The organism is Shewanella decolorationis S12, assembly GCF_000485795.1.
Taxonomy (GTDB): Bacteria; Pseudomonadota; Gammaproteobacteria; order Enterobacterales; family Shewanellaceae; genus Shewanella; species Shewanella decolorationis.
Window position 1 is genome coordinate 1 of record NZ_AXZL01000064.1, and the last position, 17,010, is coordinate 17,010.

Below are 17,010 nucleotides of genomic sequence, written 5' to 3' on the forward strand. Positions count from 1 at the left end.
TGGAAAAATTGCCTCGTGCTGAGGTCGCACAGTGCCTGTATTTGTATTTCACGTCTTTACCCGAGAATCCTCACCCCGTCTCCTTTGAGCGCCTTAGAGAGCGCTTGAGGCTTGAGACGTCCAAAAAAGAAGCAAATAGGAAGATTAAGATCGGTATTCAGAAGTTGGAGTCGATTGGCTACCTGTCTGGCAGCTTCGCCGTCAAGAACGGCGAGCAATACTATCTGATTGATCAGCGTTACAAGAAACTGGAAGCTGCAATTGCTGGCACTCTATTTTGATAATGTAACGTTATCAAAATAGAGTTGAATCAGTTATCTAAATTTGATGTCAATAGTTTTGGAGATGGTGATATCAGCCTAATGAGCGTGATTCAGGAGCTCGCTTTGGGACATAAGTGAGTTTCGGAAATTAGAACATGAGCATTCCATGGATTACATAAAGTATGGAAGCGCTTAGCTCAGTATCCAGAACGACTAGTGCAGAGCAGGTTCGTTTTTTGACTTGCAGTGATGTACCCTTGTTGGTTAGTAATCACCTGACCATGCCTTCTCTCCATCAAGACCCCAAGCATTAAGAGTAGTTATTTTTTGTGCATCCAGAAGGTGGTGAGCGGTAATGGTTACTTGGTTCTCACGCTCAATTACCTTAATAATGGATGAATACCCTTGTAACCCTAGAGCAAATAACATTTTCAAGGTATTTTTCGGAGTCTTGATTGTAAAAGCAATAGTCTCTCTATCGCTGTTATGGAAGATTGGTAAGTTCTCTAAACTTTCATATATCTTTGCGTTAATAGCAATTGAAGGGATATAGTACGTGCCATCAATAATTTCATTTGTAGTTTTATTTATACTTGATTGAGTAACAGTGGCTTTCAAACTCAAATATTTATTTGGATTTGTTTTTTTTAGTTTCAACGCACCCAGTCTATGACTCAATTCCTCTATTGATATTGGTAGTTGCATATCAGGTTTATCGATGTATTGAACTTTTAATGTCTTGCCCTTACGACCATTTTTTACAAAAATCCTTGTTCCTTCTCTTTTTAAAATCCTCTTTAAAGCTTTTGAGCGTATACCAATGATCTCATTACCATATCGATCGATGAGACAATCAAAAGCAAATATATTTGAGTTAGGTGATAGAAATAGGGTTTCTCCATCTCCCAGCTGATCTATAGCGTTGAGGTCAATTAAGGCGAAGTCACGTAGAAGGGATTTGTGGTTACTTGTAAGATCAACCAATTTATTGAATACATCAATTGTAGTAATGGTGTCAGCAAGAGATCGGTGTGCTTCGGGCTGTTTGATATTAAGCCGTTCGCAAACTTTTTCCAGTCTAGGCCATCTTTCATAATCAAGAACAGATTGACTCCATTTCATTACACAAAATCTTTTTTTAGCTGTTATCCCAAAGGTTTGGAACAGCATTTGGCAGTCAAAGTCTACATTAAAGGATATTATCGTTTTTCCTTCTAACAACTCAATTAAGGCCGCTTTCGCTGATTCTATTGGCATTCCATTAGCAATCTGCTCATCAGTTATGCCATGAACGGCTCTAGCTTGCGCACTACAGTTAACTTTTGATCTAAGTACTGAGTCAAATACAACTCGTTTATCATGCGTGCATATTGATAACTCAATAATTTCATCACTACTAGAAAGACCCGTAGTTTCGGTATCCAACCAAAAACAGTTATTTGCCTTCATTTCTTCAAGTACTTCATCAATTGAAATTATTTCACCAAGAACACCGACTGGGTTAGCTTGTTGCGGCATACTACTTCTGGTAAGAGGCTTTACCTCTTCAACTACTTCACTAATTGAAATGCTTTCGCCAAAAACACTGACAGGGTTAGCTTGTTGCGGCATGCTACTTCTGGTAAGAGGCTTTACCTCTTCAACCGCTTCACTTATTGAACTGGTTTCACCACTGGTACTGACTGGATTAATTGGCTTCGATTTAGTTTTTCTAGGAATAAATGGGATACGATTTTTATAACACGTCTTACATAGCTCAACATTTTTGTTTTCTATAACAGAGTGATACGTTTTTTGACGATGTATATTCAAAGGTAGGCCACACGAACCACATTTGCTAGCGTTAGGCATCTTGATTAATGCCCATAGACAGATAGGAAGTCCTATAATTGCCAAAAAAATAATGATCTCTTCATTGCCATTCATACTCATCCTTAAACTATGTTGGGTAGACCACTTTACTCTTAGTGAGCATTTTTTATTTTTTGAAGTGGCTGAACTGTCTGTCAGCATCCTACATTAAAAAATGTTGGTCAATCAGCTCATACAGGTTTAGCGAAGAGCATCTACTCTAAACGGTTTCGGGGCAAATACTCGTTAACCCAAAGCGCATACTGATAAGGCTACGAAACAACTTCGCCATCGTGATATTTTTACCCAATTCAGCCTCTAGGACTCCGAGCCATAAAATCGGCCCTATCGTTTTCCGTTAATAGCAATGGCACCGGCGAGCTGCTATTGCAGCGGATGGAAACCGTGGTAATTTTCTCTTGTGGCTTTGGGCTTTCTTGTGAATCTTTAACAGACTTACGTCTACTCAATCTAGTCACACCAGTTAATTTATTCATATTATGTATTACACTTGTTATACATTAAGGCGTTGCATGACTTCTTTAGCCAGGCTCTTATAATCGGCTAACGTAAGGCTGCTAGGCTTGTAATTCAGTAAGGTTTGACCGCTGACACTGGCTTGGCCGACATCCTCAGAACGGCGAATCTTGGTCCCTAATAATTTACCTTCAAGCAAGGCGAATTGCCTTATCGATGAAGTTGCATTGGCAGTTAGAATTATCTTTGCTCTTTTGGGGACGCAGAAACCTCTGGGACTGTTATTACTGCGCAAAAATTAACTGTTTTGCACAACTTAGAGCCAGTATGCTCCATCTTTAAGCTCCTCAAAAACCCAAGAATAGCTACAACTCAAGTACACTAAGGCTTTCAACGAAGATTGGTGTATTCTAATTGGGTACATAACCGTTTTTTGCCCCAAAAAGCCATAAAAAACAATACTTAATAAAATCAAAAACTTAAACAAATTCCATTAAAAATTATTTCACACGCTATGCCGCAGTTTTTCATTGTTCAATAAAACTAATCGTAAATATGCTGAAATTTGTCCCTCTAAATTAAACCTAAACACCAAAGTGGATTTTCATTGGGCTTGAATGAGGGCCGATGGTGTATGCCGAGTGGGTAAAATTTTCACCAACAAGAAGAATTTAAATTCAAATTCCGAAAGAAATTGCTATGCGAATTTTGATGTACGCTACAAAAAATCAAACAACGATACTCAATCACAATTAGGTGTACTCTAATTGGGTTGTTAGCATAAGTGGCGCACATGGTTCGAACTGAAAATGCATTATTACCTATACCTGTTACCGAAACCCTTTACAGAGGTAAACCCCTAACGATTAGCAGCACAACCAGTGTGCAGCCTAATGTTCTGCTCAGAACAGGCGTTTTTACGCCCGCAGGCCGTAGAACAAATCCGAATGATGTTAAAGCACAAGATCTCAGTAACGATCTAGTGAGCCTCGATATCTGCCAAAAGGAAGGCTATGACCTGGTTACCGTCAGGGGCCAAAGGCTGAATATCGAAACCGATTTTAAGGTGTGGTGCGGTATTGTACTGGTGTTCAGTAAGTACGGTTATTCCTCCAACACGATCAAACTGACCTTTTCAGAGTTCGCTAAGTTTTGCGGTTATCCCAGCCGGCGTTTTGATAAAAACCTGCGTAAACAGATCGGGGATTCGCTCGGGCGCATCCAAAACCAAAGTTTGACATTTAGGCGCAACAATACCGAAAAAGCCGTGCATACGGGAATGTTATTGCGAGCCATGTATAACGGTGAAGCCGATATTGTTGAGCTTATGGCCGACGAAACCCTGTGGGATCTGTTTCTGTTAGACTACCAAGTGTTGGTTAATCTGCGAGTGCTGGAAAAATTGCCCCGTGCAGAGGTCGCACAGTGCCTGTATTTGTATTTCACGTCTTTACCCGAGAATCCTCACCCCGTCTCCTTTGAGCGCCTTAGAGAGCGTTTGAGGCTTGAGACGTCCAAAAAAGAAGCAAATAGGAAGATTAAGACTGGTATTCAGAAGTTGGAGTCGATTGGCTACCTGTCTGGCAGCTTCGCAGTCATGAACGGTAAGCAATACTATCTGATTAATCAGCGTTATAAAAAGCTAGAAGCAGCGATTTAAAGTACACTCTTTTGAAAACATAACCATTACGAGAAGTATCATTTATAGCCTTGAGCCAAATCGTTCAGCCTATAAAAGTCCTTCCAATACAGTTTTCATTGAAAACTACGAGGAGAAAAACACCGCAGTTTTCATTGAAAACATTTTATGCTTTAAGTTGAAAAAATGATGAATAGCTGCAGCCATTATAAGCTCACCAACTTGATAAAGTAACATTTTCAAAATGGTGTTTAATCAACTCTAAAAAATTAGGGCAAAAAACAGCGTTACCCCATTCTCGCAGAATTTATAATCGGTTTAGCGTTCCATTCTAAAAACGCCTCAAGGCTAAGTATCCAATGTAAATCCTTAGCGTTAATGATGTTAAACAACAAAATTTTGGTGACATCCTCCCCAAGTTTAGTCATTTCAACATCTCCTTTTTTAGTGTTATCTCTAAGATGCTCCAGAGCGCGTTTCTTTGAGTTTGATTGGCTTTTACCTACTTTAACAACGCCTAGAGTGGGGTGCCAAAAGACATATACACCAGGTGCATTAACTTCTGAACTACCATCGTACCTAGCGGCATGGATAGACATTTCAATGGTATGAAAGCGACCTGTGAGAGCAGAAAATTCTGATTCAAAAAGCCGTTTTACGTCTTTATCTGTAAGCACAACAAACACCTAGAGACAGCTGAACATCAAGTCACATCATTAATCGCACGGATCAACGCTTTGGTATTGATCTTATCGCGCATGCTGATCAGGCCACGGAACAGCTTAGCTGCAGTGATATTTTTACCCGATTCTGCCTCTAGGGCTTCGAGCCATAAATTCAAATCGGCCCTATCGTTTTCCGTTAAGCGCAATGGCAGCGGTGAAGTGCCTGTGGTGATATTGCGGCGGGGGGGAAACGGGGGGGTTTTCTCTTGTGGGTTTTTGGTTTCTAGGGACTCTTTAACAGACTTACGTCTGTTCAATCCAGTTACACCAGTTAATTTACTCATGTTATGTATTACACTTGTTATACATTAAGACGTTGCATGACTTCTTTAGCCAGGCTCTTATAATCAGCTAACGTAAGGCTGCTAGGCTTGTAATTCAGTAAGGTTTGACCGCTGACGCTGGCTTGGCCGACGTCCTCAGAACGGCGAATCGTGGTCGCTAATACTTTGCCTTCAAGCGAGGCTAATTGTTCATCGAGGAAGTTGTTAATCAGCTTATTAGCCTTGGCAAATTCATTACGGAATACCGCGTAATTTACGTGCTCGCTTTCTTTGACTTCTTCAAGTGCATCCAGCAAATCAGCTAAGCCGTTTAATGAAAATGAACCACCATCAACGGGGATCAGGAACATATCAGCGGCCATCATGGCGTTAACCGATGTTAGGCTTAGGTTAGGCGGGCAATCTAAGATCACTATGTCAAAATCGCTGGCGATAGCTTCAAGTTGCTTTAACAGAATGCGTTCGCGGTGAACTTTAGTGAGGCTCTGTTCAATCACGCGGCTTAGGCGAATATCCGTTGGGCAAATACACAGGTTGGGAATCGCTTCACCATTGGACTGCGCTGGTATAATGGCCTGTTGAATGGGGCATTTTTTCGAGGACTCGAATACATCAGTGATCGAGTGTTCAAATTCAAATTGACCGCCCGTTAATACCACGGATAGGTTAGCCTGGGGATCTAAATCAATCACCAGCACCCGTTTACCTTCATGCGCTAATTGCGCGGATAGGTTGATCACTGTGGTGGTCTTGCCGACTCCACCTTTCTGATTTATCACTGCTAGCGTTTTCACAGCACACCCTCGAGTAAAAATGTAGGACAAATGTAATACATTAAATTCCTTATGTATAGTTCTGCTTTCTAAAATGCGTTGTATCTCAAATGTAATACATCAATCAAGCTATATCCCTTGTGATGCCTAGAACCCGTCATTCTACTGCGCGAAATTAACGAACGTTTTTTTAGCACAGTTTCCGATCCTGCTCTAACCTAGAATAATGTCTCTAATATTACGATAAGTAACGAATAAAAATTACCATTGCTAAATTTTACCTAAATCTCAATAAGCGAGGGAACGCTATGAAAACCATGCATTGGAAACGAGTCATCATTTATAGCTCAATCATGAGCGCAACTTTTTATATAGCCGCTTTTGCCTATTTTTGGTTACAGCCAGTTCCTCCCATGCGTTGCATGAATGAATTGAGTGAATTGGCCGACATAGCGTTACAAGAATATAAAGAGGGCAGAACTAAGGTATTCACCCAAGATATGTACTTCAACGAAGAAACTAAGCAATGGTGCTATTTCGATGAAGAGGATTAACTGTAGCGCGGAGCTAAGATAGGCTCTTTATGATTAAGTCATTATTTACACTTACCAATTTAAATAAAATAAATTCATAACCTTAAAATTAAAATGTATTACATTTGAAGTACATAAACTACAAAGGAAGTGTATTTCCTGCAATCAGATTTGTGCCTTAATCAATGGCTCTGTTTGTATGAATTTATGCGTTTTAGACCTTAATCCACGGGGTTATTACCTTGTCGAGCATGGCCAAATTTGGCAATTATGCCACCAAGACTTAAGTAACCCCGTTGCAGAAATTAAGAGAACAGATCACCACACTCTCGAGCGGCTATCGCTTTTAATCGCAAAGTGATTTGATAAAGTTACAGAATCAAGACTAAGCGTCACACAAGCCAGCTCGTCGTGTGACGCTCAGTACCGCGATGATAAGCCAAACCTACTTGATAAAGTTACAAAATCATTTTTTTGCATTCAAAAATATTGATGGCTAACACTGCACTTTCGGTAAATTCATCCATTTAGTAGTGTACTGCGGGGTTAATTTATCCCTGCGCATGGCCCATTTATGCTCAATACCTTGGGCCGCCATAAATATGCAATCACTACCATAGCGTTGATTTAACTTATCAAAAGTTTGCATCAGTGCGGGGTTTTCGGTTGGAGCATGGAACAAATCATACTGAATATGCTTGGTGGGCATTAATTCTATTAACCCCACGCCAATTTTGTAATAACGCACACCTAAGCGGAAAACCTGTGGTAACACTCGTGATACTGCAGCCGTGATCTCTGCAGTGGATGCTGTAGGGCAAGGAAACTGCACCACAGCTTTATAACTCACTGGCCGCTCATCGTGGGGCGAATTACTGGCAAATACCAACATGCTTTTACAGCTTGAGCCTTGTTGCCTAGCTTTTGCGGCAGCGATCCCTACGTGCTTACACAGTGCTTGCTGCAGCGCATCAATATCGGTAATTCGCTCGCCAACGCTACGGGTTGAAAATATTTGCTGCTTATCGGCCCGCGCTTCATCCCATTGTTTGCACATTTGGCCGTTTAACTCGCGCACAGTGCGCTCGATTTCAATACTAAATTGTTTACGTGCCAGCCCTGGCGGCATGGCCGCCAATTGCGCCGCCGTAGTAATGCCCATTAGGGTTAATTTGGCCGACAAGCGTCGCCCAATGCCCCACACTTCACCCACTGGCATTTGTTGCAATATCGCTAGGCGTTGCGGCTCTGACTCAATCACGCAAACACCGGCATAACCAGATATTTTTTTAGCGGCATGGTTAGCGATTTTGGCAAGCGTTAAGGTTGAACCAATGCCAACACACACCGGCAAGCGAGCCTCTTTCCACACAGCGCGACGGATCGCCTGTGCCTGCGTTTTTAAACACGTTATGGCGGGATAACAGCGAGCAAAAGAGAGAAAGGATTCGTCAATCGAATATACGTATTGTTCGGGCGCAAAGCGCCCGATGATTTGCATCATTTTGGCCGACAAGTCGGCATACAATTCGTAATTGGACGATAGCGCAATCACGCCCTTTTTCTGGCAAAGATCGCGTATTTGAAAGTAGGGCACAAATTTAGGGATACCCGCTTCTTTAGCCTGACGGTTGGCAGCGACGACCATTCCATCGTTATTACTGAGCACCACTACCGGTTTACCGCGCCAATCGGGCCGAAATACCTGCTCACAACTGCAGTAAAAACTATTGGCATCAACAAGGGCAAACATTTAAGCACACAGCAACGAACTAGGGCGGTGACAGCGTATCGACCGGATCACCACGCCTTCGATACTAAATTCATCGTATTCATGCACTGGTACTGGTTGATATTGTTCATTACATGACAACAGCAAACGCCTTTGGGTGTCGATGATCTTACAGACAAACAGGCCGTTAAAATTAGCGACTATCACATCACCATTGCGGGCGGTCTCATGGCGGTCCACGATTAATACATCACCATCATAAATCCCTACGCCTTGCATCGAATCCCCCTGCGCTACGCATAAAAAACTGGCACTAGGATGGGTGATAAGCAATTCATCAAGGCTAAGCCCAAGCTGAGTATATTCAGCTGCGGGGCTTTCAAAGCCGGTAATACCCGCTTGGGCTGGGATAGGAATAACGCGCATAACACACCAATTAACTGTATAAATATACAGTTAATTTTAGCAAGTCATCTAGTTTACACAAGCTCTAAAAATAATTTAGCTAATTAAAATAAAATTATTTTAAAACATGATCATACAAAATAAATGTATTACATTTGATATACATAAAAGATAAATATCACTTATACACTAAGCAGTGATTGATCAGCTGATTCTGTATACTTTGTCGTTGGCTCAAAAAAAGTAACACTGTAATCAGGACTTCGTCACTAACGTAGCTAACCTCATACAGTATTCTAAAATCCTCTTTTATCGCATGTCTTACCTGAGTAACTCCAAGCTCAACTAACTCTTGGCATAGTGAATGGCTAAGAGGATTTTGCGTAACAGAAACTTCAAAAGCATCAATAACGGCCTCAATTCTCTCTATTACAGCAATCTCTTCATTCCACTGAGCATAGTGAGATATGGCGCTATTTACGGTATCTTCAAATGTCTTGGTATATTCAAGTTTCACCACAGACATACTACTTATCCTTTAACGCGAGCTTACGATCCGCCAAGCGTTCCTTGAAAGTACTTGATGACATTGTTCGACCATTTTGTTGATCACTTTTCGCAAAACTGACCATCTTGAGTAAAGCTATCGCTTCATCGCGTCGATTTCTATCCTCTACAGACTCTATAACGTAAGCAGGGACACCATTTTGAGTAATAATCATCGGCTCATCGAGTGACAAGTTCGCAGCATTTTTTTTCAAAAAACTAATTGTTTCTATGTTCATAGGGTTGCGCCTGGCTGATTGGTAGAGAATATGGTAGCCATATTGACTATGGTAGTAATCATATCACAGACAAGCAAAAAGACTAAATAAAGACCAAATATAGACTGTTCTTATACAAATGGCAGTCGATCAACTTGAAATTGTTACTTTTTCAAAATTAATTTTATGAGAATTGCGCTATTTTTATAGTAATTTTTGAACGGGCATTTTTTGCAATGCAAAAAAATGCCCGTTAAATGTCTCAGGAAAATTCCAATACCGAGCACCATTATTACATCTCAAAACTAGGCGTTGATGCGTGGTAAGCCCTCTTTCCCTTTATTTTTCTCATATTTTCCACTCGGTCGAGACAACGACGCGGGGAGTCTCCGCATCACAAGCACTCCCCTTGTTAACCCCCGCGCCTTGCGCTCTAGGTGAAATTAAAAACTTCACCTAGAGCGCAACACATCAAGCTTTGTAACGCTTTCATTGTTCAGATTTCATTGTACAAATTAAAGCAATAAATGCCGTCAAACGGGATCGCTAAAACACCACCATTTCACTCAAAAACACCCCATCGATATACACCTCATTGAACCTAAAACCGTTATAAAAATTTTGCATTGCAAAAAATAACGATTTATCCCCAGGCATTCATCACTAAGCTATGCCGTTCTTCACTCAGCACCTGCAGATAGATTTCCGTGGTTTTACTGTCGCTATGGCCCATGAGTTGACTGATCACATGCAGCGGCACAGGTGGATTCGCCGTAACCATTGCCACTCCAAAGCCGTGCCGTAGCCCTTTACCAGTTGCTTGCGCTCCCACAATCCCCGCTCTATCCATCACCCGTTTAACCAAGCGGTAAGCCGTGGGCCGACTCATTGACCACAAAGGCGCATCGATAACGAGATCACGGCGCAGCTGTGAACGTAAACCAAACACCAGATCCAAGTGTTCAATTAAGGATGGGGGTACAGGGACGCTGCGGAACTGAGCTTGCTTCAGCCGACCTTGTTGGTCGGTTTTGTGTTTCTTTAAGCTGTGGATCACAATGGCACTATCATTGATCATCACTCGCCTGGACGTGATGGCCAAGGCTTCAGACGGACGGCAACCGGTGTAATGTAGGACATGACAAAACATCCTATCACTTGGCGATTCTAAGGCACTGGCATCGAGGAAGCGCCGCCGCTCTTCCGCGGTTAAATACAGTCTTTCACCCTCTGGACTAAACAGGCGCATTTCGGGGGAAATTTCAGGGTTTTGCATGGGCTTGAATCAGTTCTTTGGAGATTTGATTCATCTTAAGGGAAAAAACCGCCCCAGAATAGCCGCAAACGGGGCAATAGGGCGGGTTTTAGCGGCTCGCGTGAATCAGTCTGGTGTAGAGTGATTCACTGGCTCATTTTTGGACAAAAGTGAGTTAGACTGTTAACTCAGATTAATTGGTTTCAGATTACAAAATGTATTGCTAAGAACGATATTTGATTTAATAAAAGTAAACCGCTTGCAGGGTTATTGCACTGTCTGTTGCCCATAACATAGACAGTGCAATCTTGGCGACTAGAACTTGTTCGTGTCTTTGACTTCTAAAAGCTCGCCGTTACTGGCTATTTTGAGAAAAACTTGTTTTTGAGTCGTTGGGTTAACGGCACTGACCACGTAGTAATTGCCTTCAAAGCTGACGATTGATAATTGTGCCTCAGGCAAGTCTTTCCATGTTCCCTCTAATTTACCCACCTCAAAACCAAAGTCTTTAAATGTCATTTGATTAAGCGATTTAGCTGCCACCTTTAAGGCACCTTGACCGCTGATCACTCCGTGATCCGCATGGGCCAATACATTGCCACTCATTAACGCTGTGCATAGGGTGAATACTGATAATAATTGTTTCATCGTTTTCTCCAATTTTGCCAATTATTGTTTTAAACCAATGACTTCATATTGTCCTTTTACCTGTAACTGAACGGCAATAGGCTTATCTGTCTTGTTTTTCCAATACCAACCATGCGACCCCGCGAAAGGTGCAGTAAAGCTCCCTTTCATTTCGTTTGATGTCGCTATGGTGTAACTCTCAAAATAGCCAGTGGTATCTCCCTCAGGTTCACCATGTAGGTCAAAATACAAAGCATCGCCATCGGTCATCCATTCGTAGGTCATTTTGGCATACTGTGGCATGGCAAATTTATATTCGACACCGCGACCCGCCGGAACCACCACTTCAATGGTTTGAAACTCCGTATTACTTGCTTGGGCTCCCGTCACCGCAACAGCACCATCCGCTTCAGCGGCCTGTGCAATTGAGGTTAATCCCAGTTTTTGACCTACGCCTGTAGGATCGATGTTGTACTCGGCTGGCAGAATAAAAGTGACCAGCGCAATGGCCGCCACTACCGTTGCCGATACGCTCGCTTTGACCAAGGTTTTTGTACTTACAGTGTGTTGCATAATCTTCTCTTATAATCGTTTAGTTGACGAAATAGCCTGTGAGCTGATAACCCATCAGCATCACCCCTACACTCATCAGAGCGGTGTTAGTCAGCGTTGAAAATCGTTGAAATGAAGGGAAATGACGCCAGGCATTTATCACAATCAAGATGATGGCCAGCGCAGCAAATTGTCCGATCTCCACCCCAATATTGAATGCTAATAAATTGGTAAATAGGCCTTCCTGTGACAACTGAAACTCCTGTAATTTGGTTGCCAGTCCAAAGCCATGGAACAAACCAAAGACCAACACTGCTATTTTGGTATTGGGTTGCCAATTAAAGCAGCGCTTAAATCCCCCCAAGTTATCAAAACCTTTATAGATCACTGATAAGCCAATAATCGCATCGATAAGATAGGCGTTAACTTGCAAATCGGTCATTACACCAAGCAATAATGTGGTGCTGTGACCTAGGGTAAACATGGTCACATACAACAGCACATCTTTGCTGCGGTACAAAAAGAAGATCACACCCACGAGAAACAATAAGTGGTCGTAGCCCGTGATCATGTGCTTCGCCCCAATGTACAAAAAGGGGATAAATTGCACGCCTTGGTTTTGTTCTAAAAAGGCGCGAGTATTGTCGTCCACCCCATGGGCCATGACATCAATACTCACCAAACCTAATAATCCAACCATCAGCAACAAGCTGATGTTTAATAGCTTATTTGGCATCCGCAATCTCCATTACTTCTACTTCAGTCAAAATCGACTCCTTTTCTTTATGTAAAATGCGATATAACGCTGGAATAACAAACAGCGTTAACAGGGTTGATGAAATAATTCCCCCAATCACAACCGTTGCCAGCGGACGTTGGACTTCTGAACCGATACCGGTATTGAGTGCCATTGGAATAAACCCGAGTGATGCCACTAAAGCCGTGGTTAACACTGGACGAAGCCTTGTTAGTGCCCCCTCAAAAATTGCCCTATCGAGTCCCATACCTTCTTTACGTAATTCGCGAATAAATGACACCATGACAAGACCATTTAAAATCGCGATACCAGAGAGGGCGATAAAGCCCACTGCGGCTGAGATAGAAAAGGGAATGTCCCGTAACAATAATGCGGCAATTCCGCCCGTCAGGGCTAAGGGGACGCCAGTAAAGATAATCATCGCATCCTTGAAGGAGCTAAGGGCGAGGATCAATAAACCGACAATCATCAACAGGGTCACAGGCACAACAATACTCAAGCGTTGCGATGCCGATTGTAATTTTTGATAGGTGCCTCCGTACTCCACCCAGTAACCTGCGGGAATATCCACTCTTTCCCCGATAACGTTTTGAATATCAGCGACAAAGCTACCTAAATCCCGTCCACGTACGTTGGCGGTGACCACCATGCGACGTTTCCCATTTTCACGGTTAATCTGGTTAGCACCAGAAACCAATTCCAAGGACGCTAATTCCTGAAGTGGGATGCTATGCCCGTCGGGTAAGGAAATCGGTAAATAACGTAAGCCGTCCAGATTTTGCCTACGTGATTCACCCAGACGTACAACAATGTCTGAGCGAATATCTCCTTCATAGAATTTACTCGCCACAGTGCCGCCCATTGCGGTTGCCACTTGAGACTGCAACTCGGACATACTTAAGCCATGTTGCATCAGCTGTTGACGTTTCGGAATGATATTCAGCATAGGCAAACCTGTTGTCTGCTCCACTTGCACATCGGCAATGCCATCGACCTGAGCGATAGCTGCCTCGATTTGTGCACCAAGCGAAGTGAGCGTATCGAAATCATCACCAAACACCTTAATTGCAAGCTCCGCCCGGACCCCTGCAAGCAGCTCATTAAAGCGCATTTGAATAGGCTGTAAGAACTCATAGCGGTTGCCAGGGATAGGTTCCACCATCGCCGCCAACTCTTCTACAATTTGCTCCTTCGATTTATTGGGATTTGGCCACTGCTCACGAGGTTTTAGGATAATAAAGTTATCAGCCACACTCGGAGGCACTGCATCGGTCGCCACATCCGCAGTACCAATTTTGGCAAATACCCTTTCAACTTCAGGCATTTGCTTAATTTTATCTTCTAGAGTTTCTTGCAGGGCAATCGCCTGACTCAGTGAGGTGCCAGGAATACGTAGGGCATGCATTGCAATATCCCCCTCATCCAAATTAGGGGCAAATTCACTGCCTAATTTCGTCGCTTGGTAACCAAAAACGGCGACCAACAACGTGGCAGCAATCACCACGACCCAGCGACCTTGAATTACCCAGTTTAACGCAGGGCGATACAAGGCGCCTGCACCACGGATAAGCGGGCTATGCTTCTCCTTCACTGGTTTCTTAAACAGCAAGGCAATGGTTGCTGGCACAAAAGTCACCGACAGCAACATGGCACTTAACAACGCAATCACTACCGTAATCGCCATCGGGTGGAACATTTTGCCTTCTACACCTTCTAGTGCAAAAATCGGCAAATACACGGCGGTAATGATAAATACACCAAATAGTGCGGGGCGAATGACCTCTCGGGTAGCTTCAAACACGAGCTCTAGACGTTCTTTTAACGGTAAAGGATCGTCTCCTGCCTGACTTAACCGTCTCAAGCAGTTTTCAACAATAATGATCGCGCCATCGACTAACAAACCAAAGTCCAGAGCGCCTAAACTCATCAGGTTCGCGCTAACGCGGGTTTGTACCATGCCGGTAATCGTCATTAACATAGCAAAGGGGATCACCAGTGCAGTTAAAAATGCAGCCCTAAAATTCCCAAGCAGTACAAACAACACCACAATGACCAGTAGTGCGCCTTCTAATAGATTGGTCTGCACCGTTTGTAGGGTTTTATCCACTAACTTAGTGCGATCATAAACCGCTGTGGCGACAATCCCTTCCGGCAGGGTCGCGTTGATTTCTTTGAGTTTCTCACCTACAGCATGGGCAACGGTGCGGCTATTCTCACCAATCAACATAAACACGGTACTCATGACCACTTCGCGGCCATTTTGAGTCGCAGCACCGTTGCGTAGCCCCTGACCATTTTCAATATCGGCCACATCTTTAATGGTCAGCGCACTGCCTTGCGTTGATTTGAGTGGGATATTGCCAATGGCCACAATGTCTTCGGCTTGGCCTGGCATTCTCAGTAACCACTGAGCACCGTTTTGCTCAATAAAACCTGCGCCTTGGTTCTGATTATTCTTGGCTATGGCATCGACAACATCGGCTTGGGTTAAACCAAAGGCGAGCAGTTTTTCCGGTTTGAAAGCGACCAAAATCTCACGCTCAAAGCCGCCGATAGGGTTAACTTCAACCACCCCTGGCACACGCATGAGCTGCGGCCTAATTGTCCAATCATGTACCGTGCGTAAATCCATTGGCGTGATAGGCGTTCCATCGGCATGGGTAGCATCTGGCAATGCATCCACGGTAAACATAAAGATTTCACCTAAGCCAGTCGCAATAGGGCCAAGCTGTGGTTCAAGCCCAAGCGGCAGCTCGGAACGTGCCGCCGATAAACGCTCATTGACTAACTGACGGGCAAAATAGACATCCGTCTCATCACTGAAAATGGCCACCACCTGTGATAAGCCATAGCGCGATACCGAGCGGGTGTAGGTTAACCCAGGCAAGCCTGCTAATGCGGTTTCCAAAGGGAAGGTCACACGCTGCTCGATTTCAAGTGGCGTGTATCCCGGCGCTTCGGTATTAATCATCACCTGCACATTGGTGATATCCGGTACGGCGTCGATGGGTAATTTAGTGAAGTTCCAAATTCCTAAACCGGCCACGGCCAATACCATCACCAATACGAGGAATTTGCGCTTTATCGAAAAGCGTAAAATCGATTCCAACATGACTCGGACTCCTAGTGATCGTGTGATGCGCCAGACTTTTCAATGTCGGCTTTTAAGATGTAGCTATTATCGGTCACGTATTCAGTACCAGGCTTTAAGCCACCAAGCACTTCGACCCACTCACCGTCTTGACGGCCAAGCTCCAGCATACGGACTTCGTACTGCTCTCCGACCTTAGCAAAGACGACGGTAAAATCACGAAACCCTTGTAATCCGACTCTTTTAACCGCCAATGGCACCTCAATGGTTGCGACTTCAATACTGGCATTTACAAAACTGCCCGCAGTCAAAACCCTGTTAGGATCGGCAAGTTTGACCCACGCAATACGGGCTTGATCGTCACGAACCTCTGGTTCAATAAAGCTAATGGAACCTTGATAGGTTTCCTCCACACCCTCGACGTTGATAGTGACAGGTGCACCTAAGATGACACTTTGATAATCAATGGGGTACACAGCAAGCTTAGCGATATAGTGACTGTTATCGGTCAGTGTCAACAACTGACGCCCTAGGGTTTGTTCTCCATTGTTGGCGAACAATGCTGACACCACGCCATCGGACGGCGCTTTAATTTGATAGGGTTTTAAGCTCTCATTACTTTCTACAGTCAAAAGGGTTTGCCCCTTTTTCACCCTGTCACCCAGTCCAACATGTAACTGGGTAATTTCGCCGTCAAAACGTGCCGCAATTGCACGTTGCGTCCCGACGGGTAGCGCCAATGTGCCATAGGCTGGGATGGTTTGATGCAATGTGGCAGGGCCTGCAAAACCAGTGTGAATCTCCATCGCACTGGCAACAGCCTGCTCGATAGTGGTACGGCCTTCAAAGTTGTCATACTGCCAACGGTATGTTTTACCTTGGTATTTCGCCTCAATGGTGACGATAAACGAATGGGGTTCATAGATCTCCATATCACCACGGAGAAAATCACCCTGCGCATTAAAGCGAATGTCATCCACCACATTGCCTAAACGGGTCAATTTCACACTCAAATCGACGGTCTTAGGATCGAGCGGTTTCCCCTCAAAGCTCGTCCAAACACGGAACTCAGGGGGAACGCCCGTTTCAAAAATGGCGAGCTCTAGTGCAAAATCGCCCTCACGCAGCATACGTCCACGATGCGGCCCTTTTTCGGGTTCAGCTTGCTCGGCAACGGGCGCTGAGGATGCCATTAAAGGTGTTGAAGCGACGGCATTAATACCCAGACTGAGCAGTATCGCCAAACTCAATGACGAAAAGGTGTTGTTATTCTTCATAGGTA

Annotated in this window: 17 protein-coding genes and 1 pseudogene; 3 read left to right on the forward strand and 15 right to left on the reverse strand. The window is 43.8% G+C overall.

Annotated elements, in window-relative coordinates; translation table 11 throughout:
• A pseudogene (locus tag SHD_RS09720) lies at positions 1-281 on the forward strand (RepB family plasmid replication initiator protein); the annotation flags it as partial.
• Between the two features lie 246 nt (positions 282-527).
• Here the strand turns inward: SHD_RS09720 and SHD_RS09725 are convergent.
• Both SHD_RS09725 and SHD_RS21810 read right to left on the reverse strand, forming a co-directional pair.
• Entirely contained in the window at positions 528-2,189 is a 1,662-nt protein-coding gene (locus tag SHD_RS09725) for a 3'-5' exonuclease (RefSeq protein ID WP_023266950.1), read from the reverse strand.
• Between the two features lie 439 nt (positions 2,190-2,628).
• Entirely contained in the window at positions 2,629-2,790 is a 162-nt protein-coding gene (locus SHD_RS21810) for a ParA family protein (protein ID WP_192959179.1), read from the reverse strand.
• A gap of 594 nt (positions 2,791-3,384) precedes the next feature.
• Between SHD_RS21810 and SHD_RS09730 the strand changes: the two genes are divergently transcribed.
• Positions 3,385-4,251, forward strand: coding sequence for a RepB family plasmid replication initiator protein (locus SHD_RS09730; RefSeq protein ID WP_023266951.1), 867 nt, complete (start codon positions 3,385-3,387; stop codon positions 4,249-4,251).
• Between the two features lie 266 nt (positions 4,252-4,517).
• On the opposite strand, the gene SHD_RS09735 is transcribed toward SHD_RS09730, so the two are convergent.
• From SHD_RS09735 to SHD_RS09745, 3 genes are read right to left on the reverse strand one after another with little or no spacing between them, the layout of a single operon-like run.
• A complete protein-coding gene (locus tag SHD_RS09735; RefSeq protein WP_039978049.1) occupies positions 4,518-4,907 on the reverse strand; it encodes a hypothetical protein in 390 nt (129 codons plus the stop codon).
• A 26-nt stretch (positions 4,908-4,933) separates the two neighbouring features.
• The gene (locus SHD_RS09740; RefSeq protein WP_023266953.1) at positions 4,934-5,239 is read right to left on the reverse strand and encodes a hypothetical protein; all 306 of its coding nucleotides are present in this window, start codon (positions 5,237-5,239) and stop codon (positions 4,934-4,936) included.
• A 17-nt stretch (positions 5,240-5,256) separates the two neighbouring features.
• Entirely contained in the window at positions 5,257-6,033 is a 777-nt protein-coding gene (locus SHD_RS09745; RefSeq protein ID WP_023266954.1) for a ParA family protein, read from the reverse strand.
• Between the two features lie 287 nt (positions 6,034-6,320).
• Between SHD_RS09745 and SHD_RS09750 the strand changes: the two genes are divergently transcribed.
• On the forward strand, positions 6,321-6,566 hold the full coding sequence (locus SHD_RS09750; protein ID WP_023266955.1) for a hypothetical protein: 246 nt from the start codon (positions 6,321-6,323) through the stop codon (positions 6,564-6,566).
• A gap of 475 nt (positions 6,567-7,041) precedes the next feature.
• Here SHD_RS09750 and SHD_RS09760 read toward each other — a convergent pair whose 3' ends face one another.
• From SHD_RS09760 to SHD_RS09805, 10 genes are all read right to left on the reverse strand, one after another.
• Positions 7,042-8,298, reverse strand: coding sequence for a Y-family DNA polymerase (locus SHD_RS09760; protein WP_023266956.1), 1,257 nt, complete (start codon positions 8,296-8,298; stop codon positions 7,042-7,044).
• On the reverse strand, positions 8,299-8,703 hold the full coding sequence (locus SHD_RS09765; RefSeq protein WP_023266957.1) for a LexA family protein: 405 nt from the start codon (positions 8,701-8,703) through the stop codon (positions 8,299-8,301). It abuts the gene before it with no gap.
• 157 nt (positions 8,704-8,860) lie between these two features.
• Positions 8,861-9,208, reverse strand: coding sequence for a type II toxin-antitoxin system RelE/ParE family toxin (locus SHD_RS09770; RefSeq protein WP_023266958.1), 348 nt, complete (start codon positions 9,206-9,208; stop codon positions 8,861-8,863).
• 1 nt (position 9,209) lies between these two features.
• The gene (locus tag SHD_RS09775; protein ID WP_023266959.1) at positions 9,210-9,467 is read right to left on the reverse strand and encodes a type II toxin-antitoxin system Phd/YefM family antitoxin; all 258 of its coding nucleotides are present in this window, start codon (positions 9,465-9,467) and stop codon (positions 9,210-9,212) included.
• 622 nt (positions 9,468-10,089) lie between these two features.
• The gene (locus tag SHD_RS09780; protein WP_023266960.1) at positions 10,090-10,722 is read right to left on the reverse strand and encodes a tyrosine-type recombinase/integrase; all 633 of its coding nucleotides are present in this window, start codon (positions 10,720-10,722) and stop codon (positions 10,090-10,092) included.
• 294 nt (positions 10,723-11,016) lie between these two features.
• Positions 11,017-11,349, reverse strand: a complete 333-nt coding sequence (locus tag SHD_RS09785; RefSeq protein WP_039978051.1) for a DUF6488 family protein — start codon at positions 11,347-11,349, stop codon at positions 11,017-11,019.
• A 21-nt stretch (positions 11,350-11,370) separates the two neighbouring features.
• Positions 11,371-11,901, reverse strand: coding sequence for a hypothetical protein (locus SHD_RS09790; protein ID WP_023266962.1), 531 nt, complete (start codon positions 11,899-11,901; stop codon positions 11,371-11,373).
• A gap of 19 nt (positions 11,902-11,920) precedes the next feature.
• Positions 11,921-12,616, reverse strand: coding sequence for a HupE/UreJ family protein (locus SHD_RS09795; protein WP_023266963.1), 696 nt, complete (start codon positions 12,614-12,616; stop codon positions 11,921-11,923).
• Positions 12,606-15,749 carry an efflux RND transporter permease subunit gene (locus SHD_RS09800; RefSeq protein WP_023266964.1) on the reverse strand — a complete coding sequence of 1,048 codons (3,144 nt, stop codon included), beginning with the start codon at positions 15,747-15,749 and terminating at the stop codon, positions 12,606-12,608. Before SHD_RS09800 ends, SHD_RS09795 begins: the two co-directional genes overlap by 11 nt.
• 11 nt (positions 15,750-15,760) lie before the next feature.
• Complete coding sequence (locus SHD_RS09805) at positions 15,761-17,005, reverse strand: efflux RND transporter periplasmic adaptor subunit (protein ID WP_023266965.1); 1,245 nt, start codon at positions 17,003-17,005, stop codon at positions 15,761-15,763.
• Positions 17,006-17,010 lie beyond the last annotated feature (5 nt).

What these genes read in the sequence shown, in the direction of transcription:
- SHD_RS09725 (WP_023266950.1), bottom strand. Translation starts at nt 2,189, where the DNA reads ATGAATGGCAATGAAGAGATCATTATTTTTTTGGCAATTATAGGACTT.
- SHD_RS09730 (WP_023266951.1), top strand. Translation starts at nt 3,385, where the DNA reads ATGGTTCGAACTGAAAATGCATTATTACCTATACCTGTTACCGAAACC.
- SHD_RS09740 (WP_023266953.1), bottom strand. Translation starts at nt 5,239, where the DNA reads ATGAGTAAATTAACTGGTGTAACTGGATTGAACAGACGTAAGTCTGTT.
- SHD_RS09750 (WP_023266955.1), top strand. Translation starts at nt 6,321, where the DNA reads ATGAAAACCATGCATTGGAAACGAGTCATCATTTATAGCTCAATCATG.
- SHD_RS09760 (WP_023266956.1), bottom strand. Translation starts at nt 8,298, where the DNA reads ATGTTTGCCCTTGTTGATGCCAATAGTTTTTACTGCAGTTGTGAGCAG.
- SHD_RS09765 (WP_023266957.1), bottom strand. Translation starts at nt 8,703, where the DNA reads ATGCGCGTTATTCCTATCCCAGCCCAAGCGGGTATTACCGGCTTTGAA.
- SHD_RS09770 (WP_023266958.1), bottom strand. Translation starts at nt 9,208, where the DNA reads ATGTCTGTGGTGAAACTTGAATATACCAAGACATTTGAAGATACCGTA.
- SHD_RS09775 (WP_023266959.1), bottom strand. Translation starts at nt 9,467, where the DNA reads ATGAACATAGAAACAATTAGTTTTTTGAAAAAAAATGCTGCGAACTTG.
- SHD_RS09780 (WP_023266960.1), bottom strand. Translation starts at nt 10,722, where the DNA reads ATGCAAAACCCTGAAATTTCCCCCGAAATGCGCCTGTTTAGTCCAGAG.
- SHD_RS09785 (WP_039978051.1), bottom strand. Translation starts at nt 11,349, where the DNA reads ATGAAACAATTATTATCAGTATTCACCCTATGCACAGCGTTAATGAGT.
- SHD_RS09790 (WP_023266962.1), bottom strand. Translation starts at nt 11,901, where the DNA reads ATGCAACACACTGTAAGTACAAAAACCTTGGTCAAAGCGAGCGTATCG.
- SHD_RS09795 (WP_023266963.1), bottom strand. Translation starts at nt 12,616, where the DNA reads ATGCCAAATAAGCTATTAAACATCAGCTTGTTGCTGATGGTTGGATTA.
- SHD_RS09800 (WP_023266964.1), bottom strand. Translation starts at nt 15,749, where the DNA reads ATGTTGGAATCGATTTTACGCTTTTCGATAAAGCGCAAATTCCTCGTA.
- SHD_RS09805 (WP_023266965.1), bottom strand. Translation starts at nt 17,005, where the DNA reads ATGAAGAATAACAACACCTTTTCGTCATTGAGTTTGGCGATACTGCTC.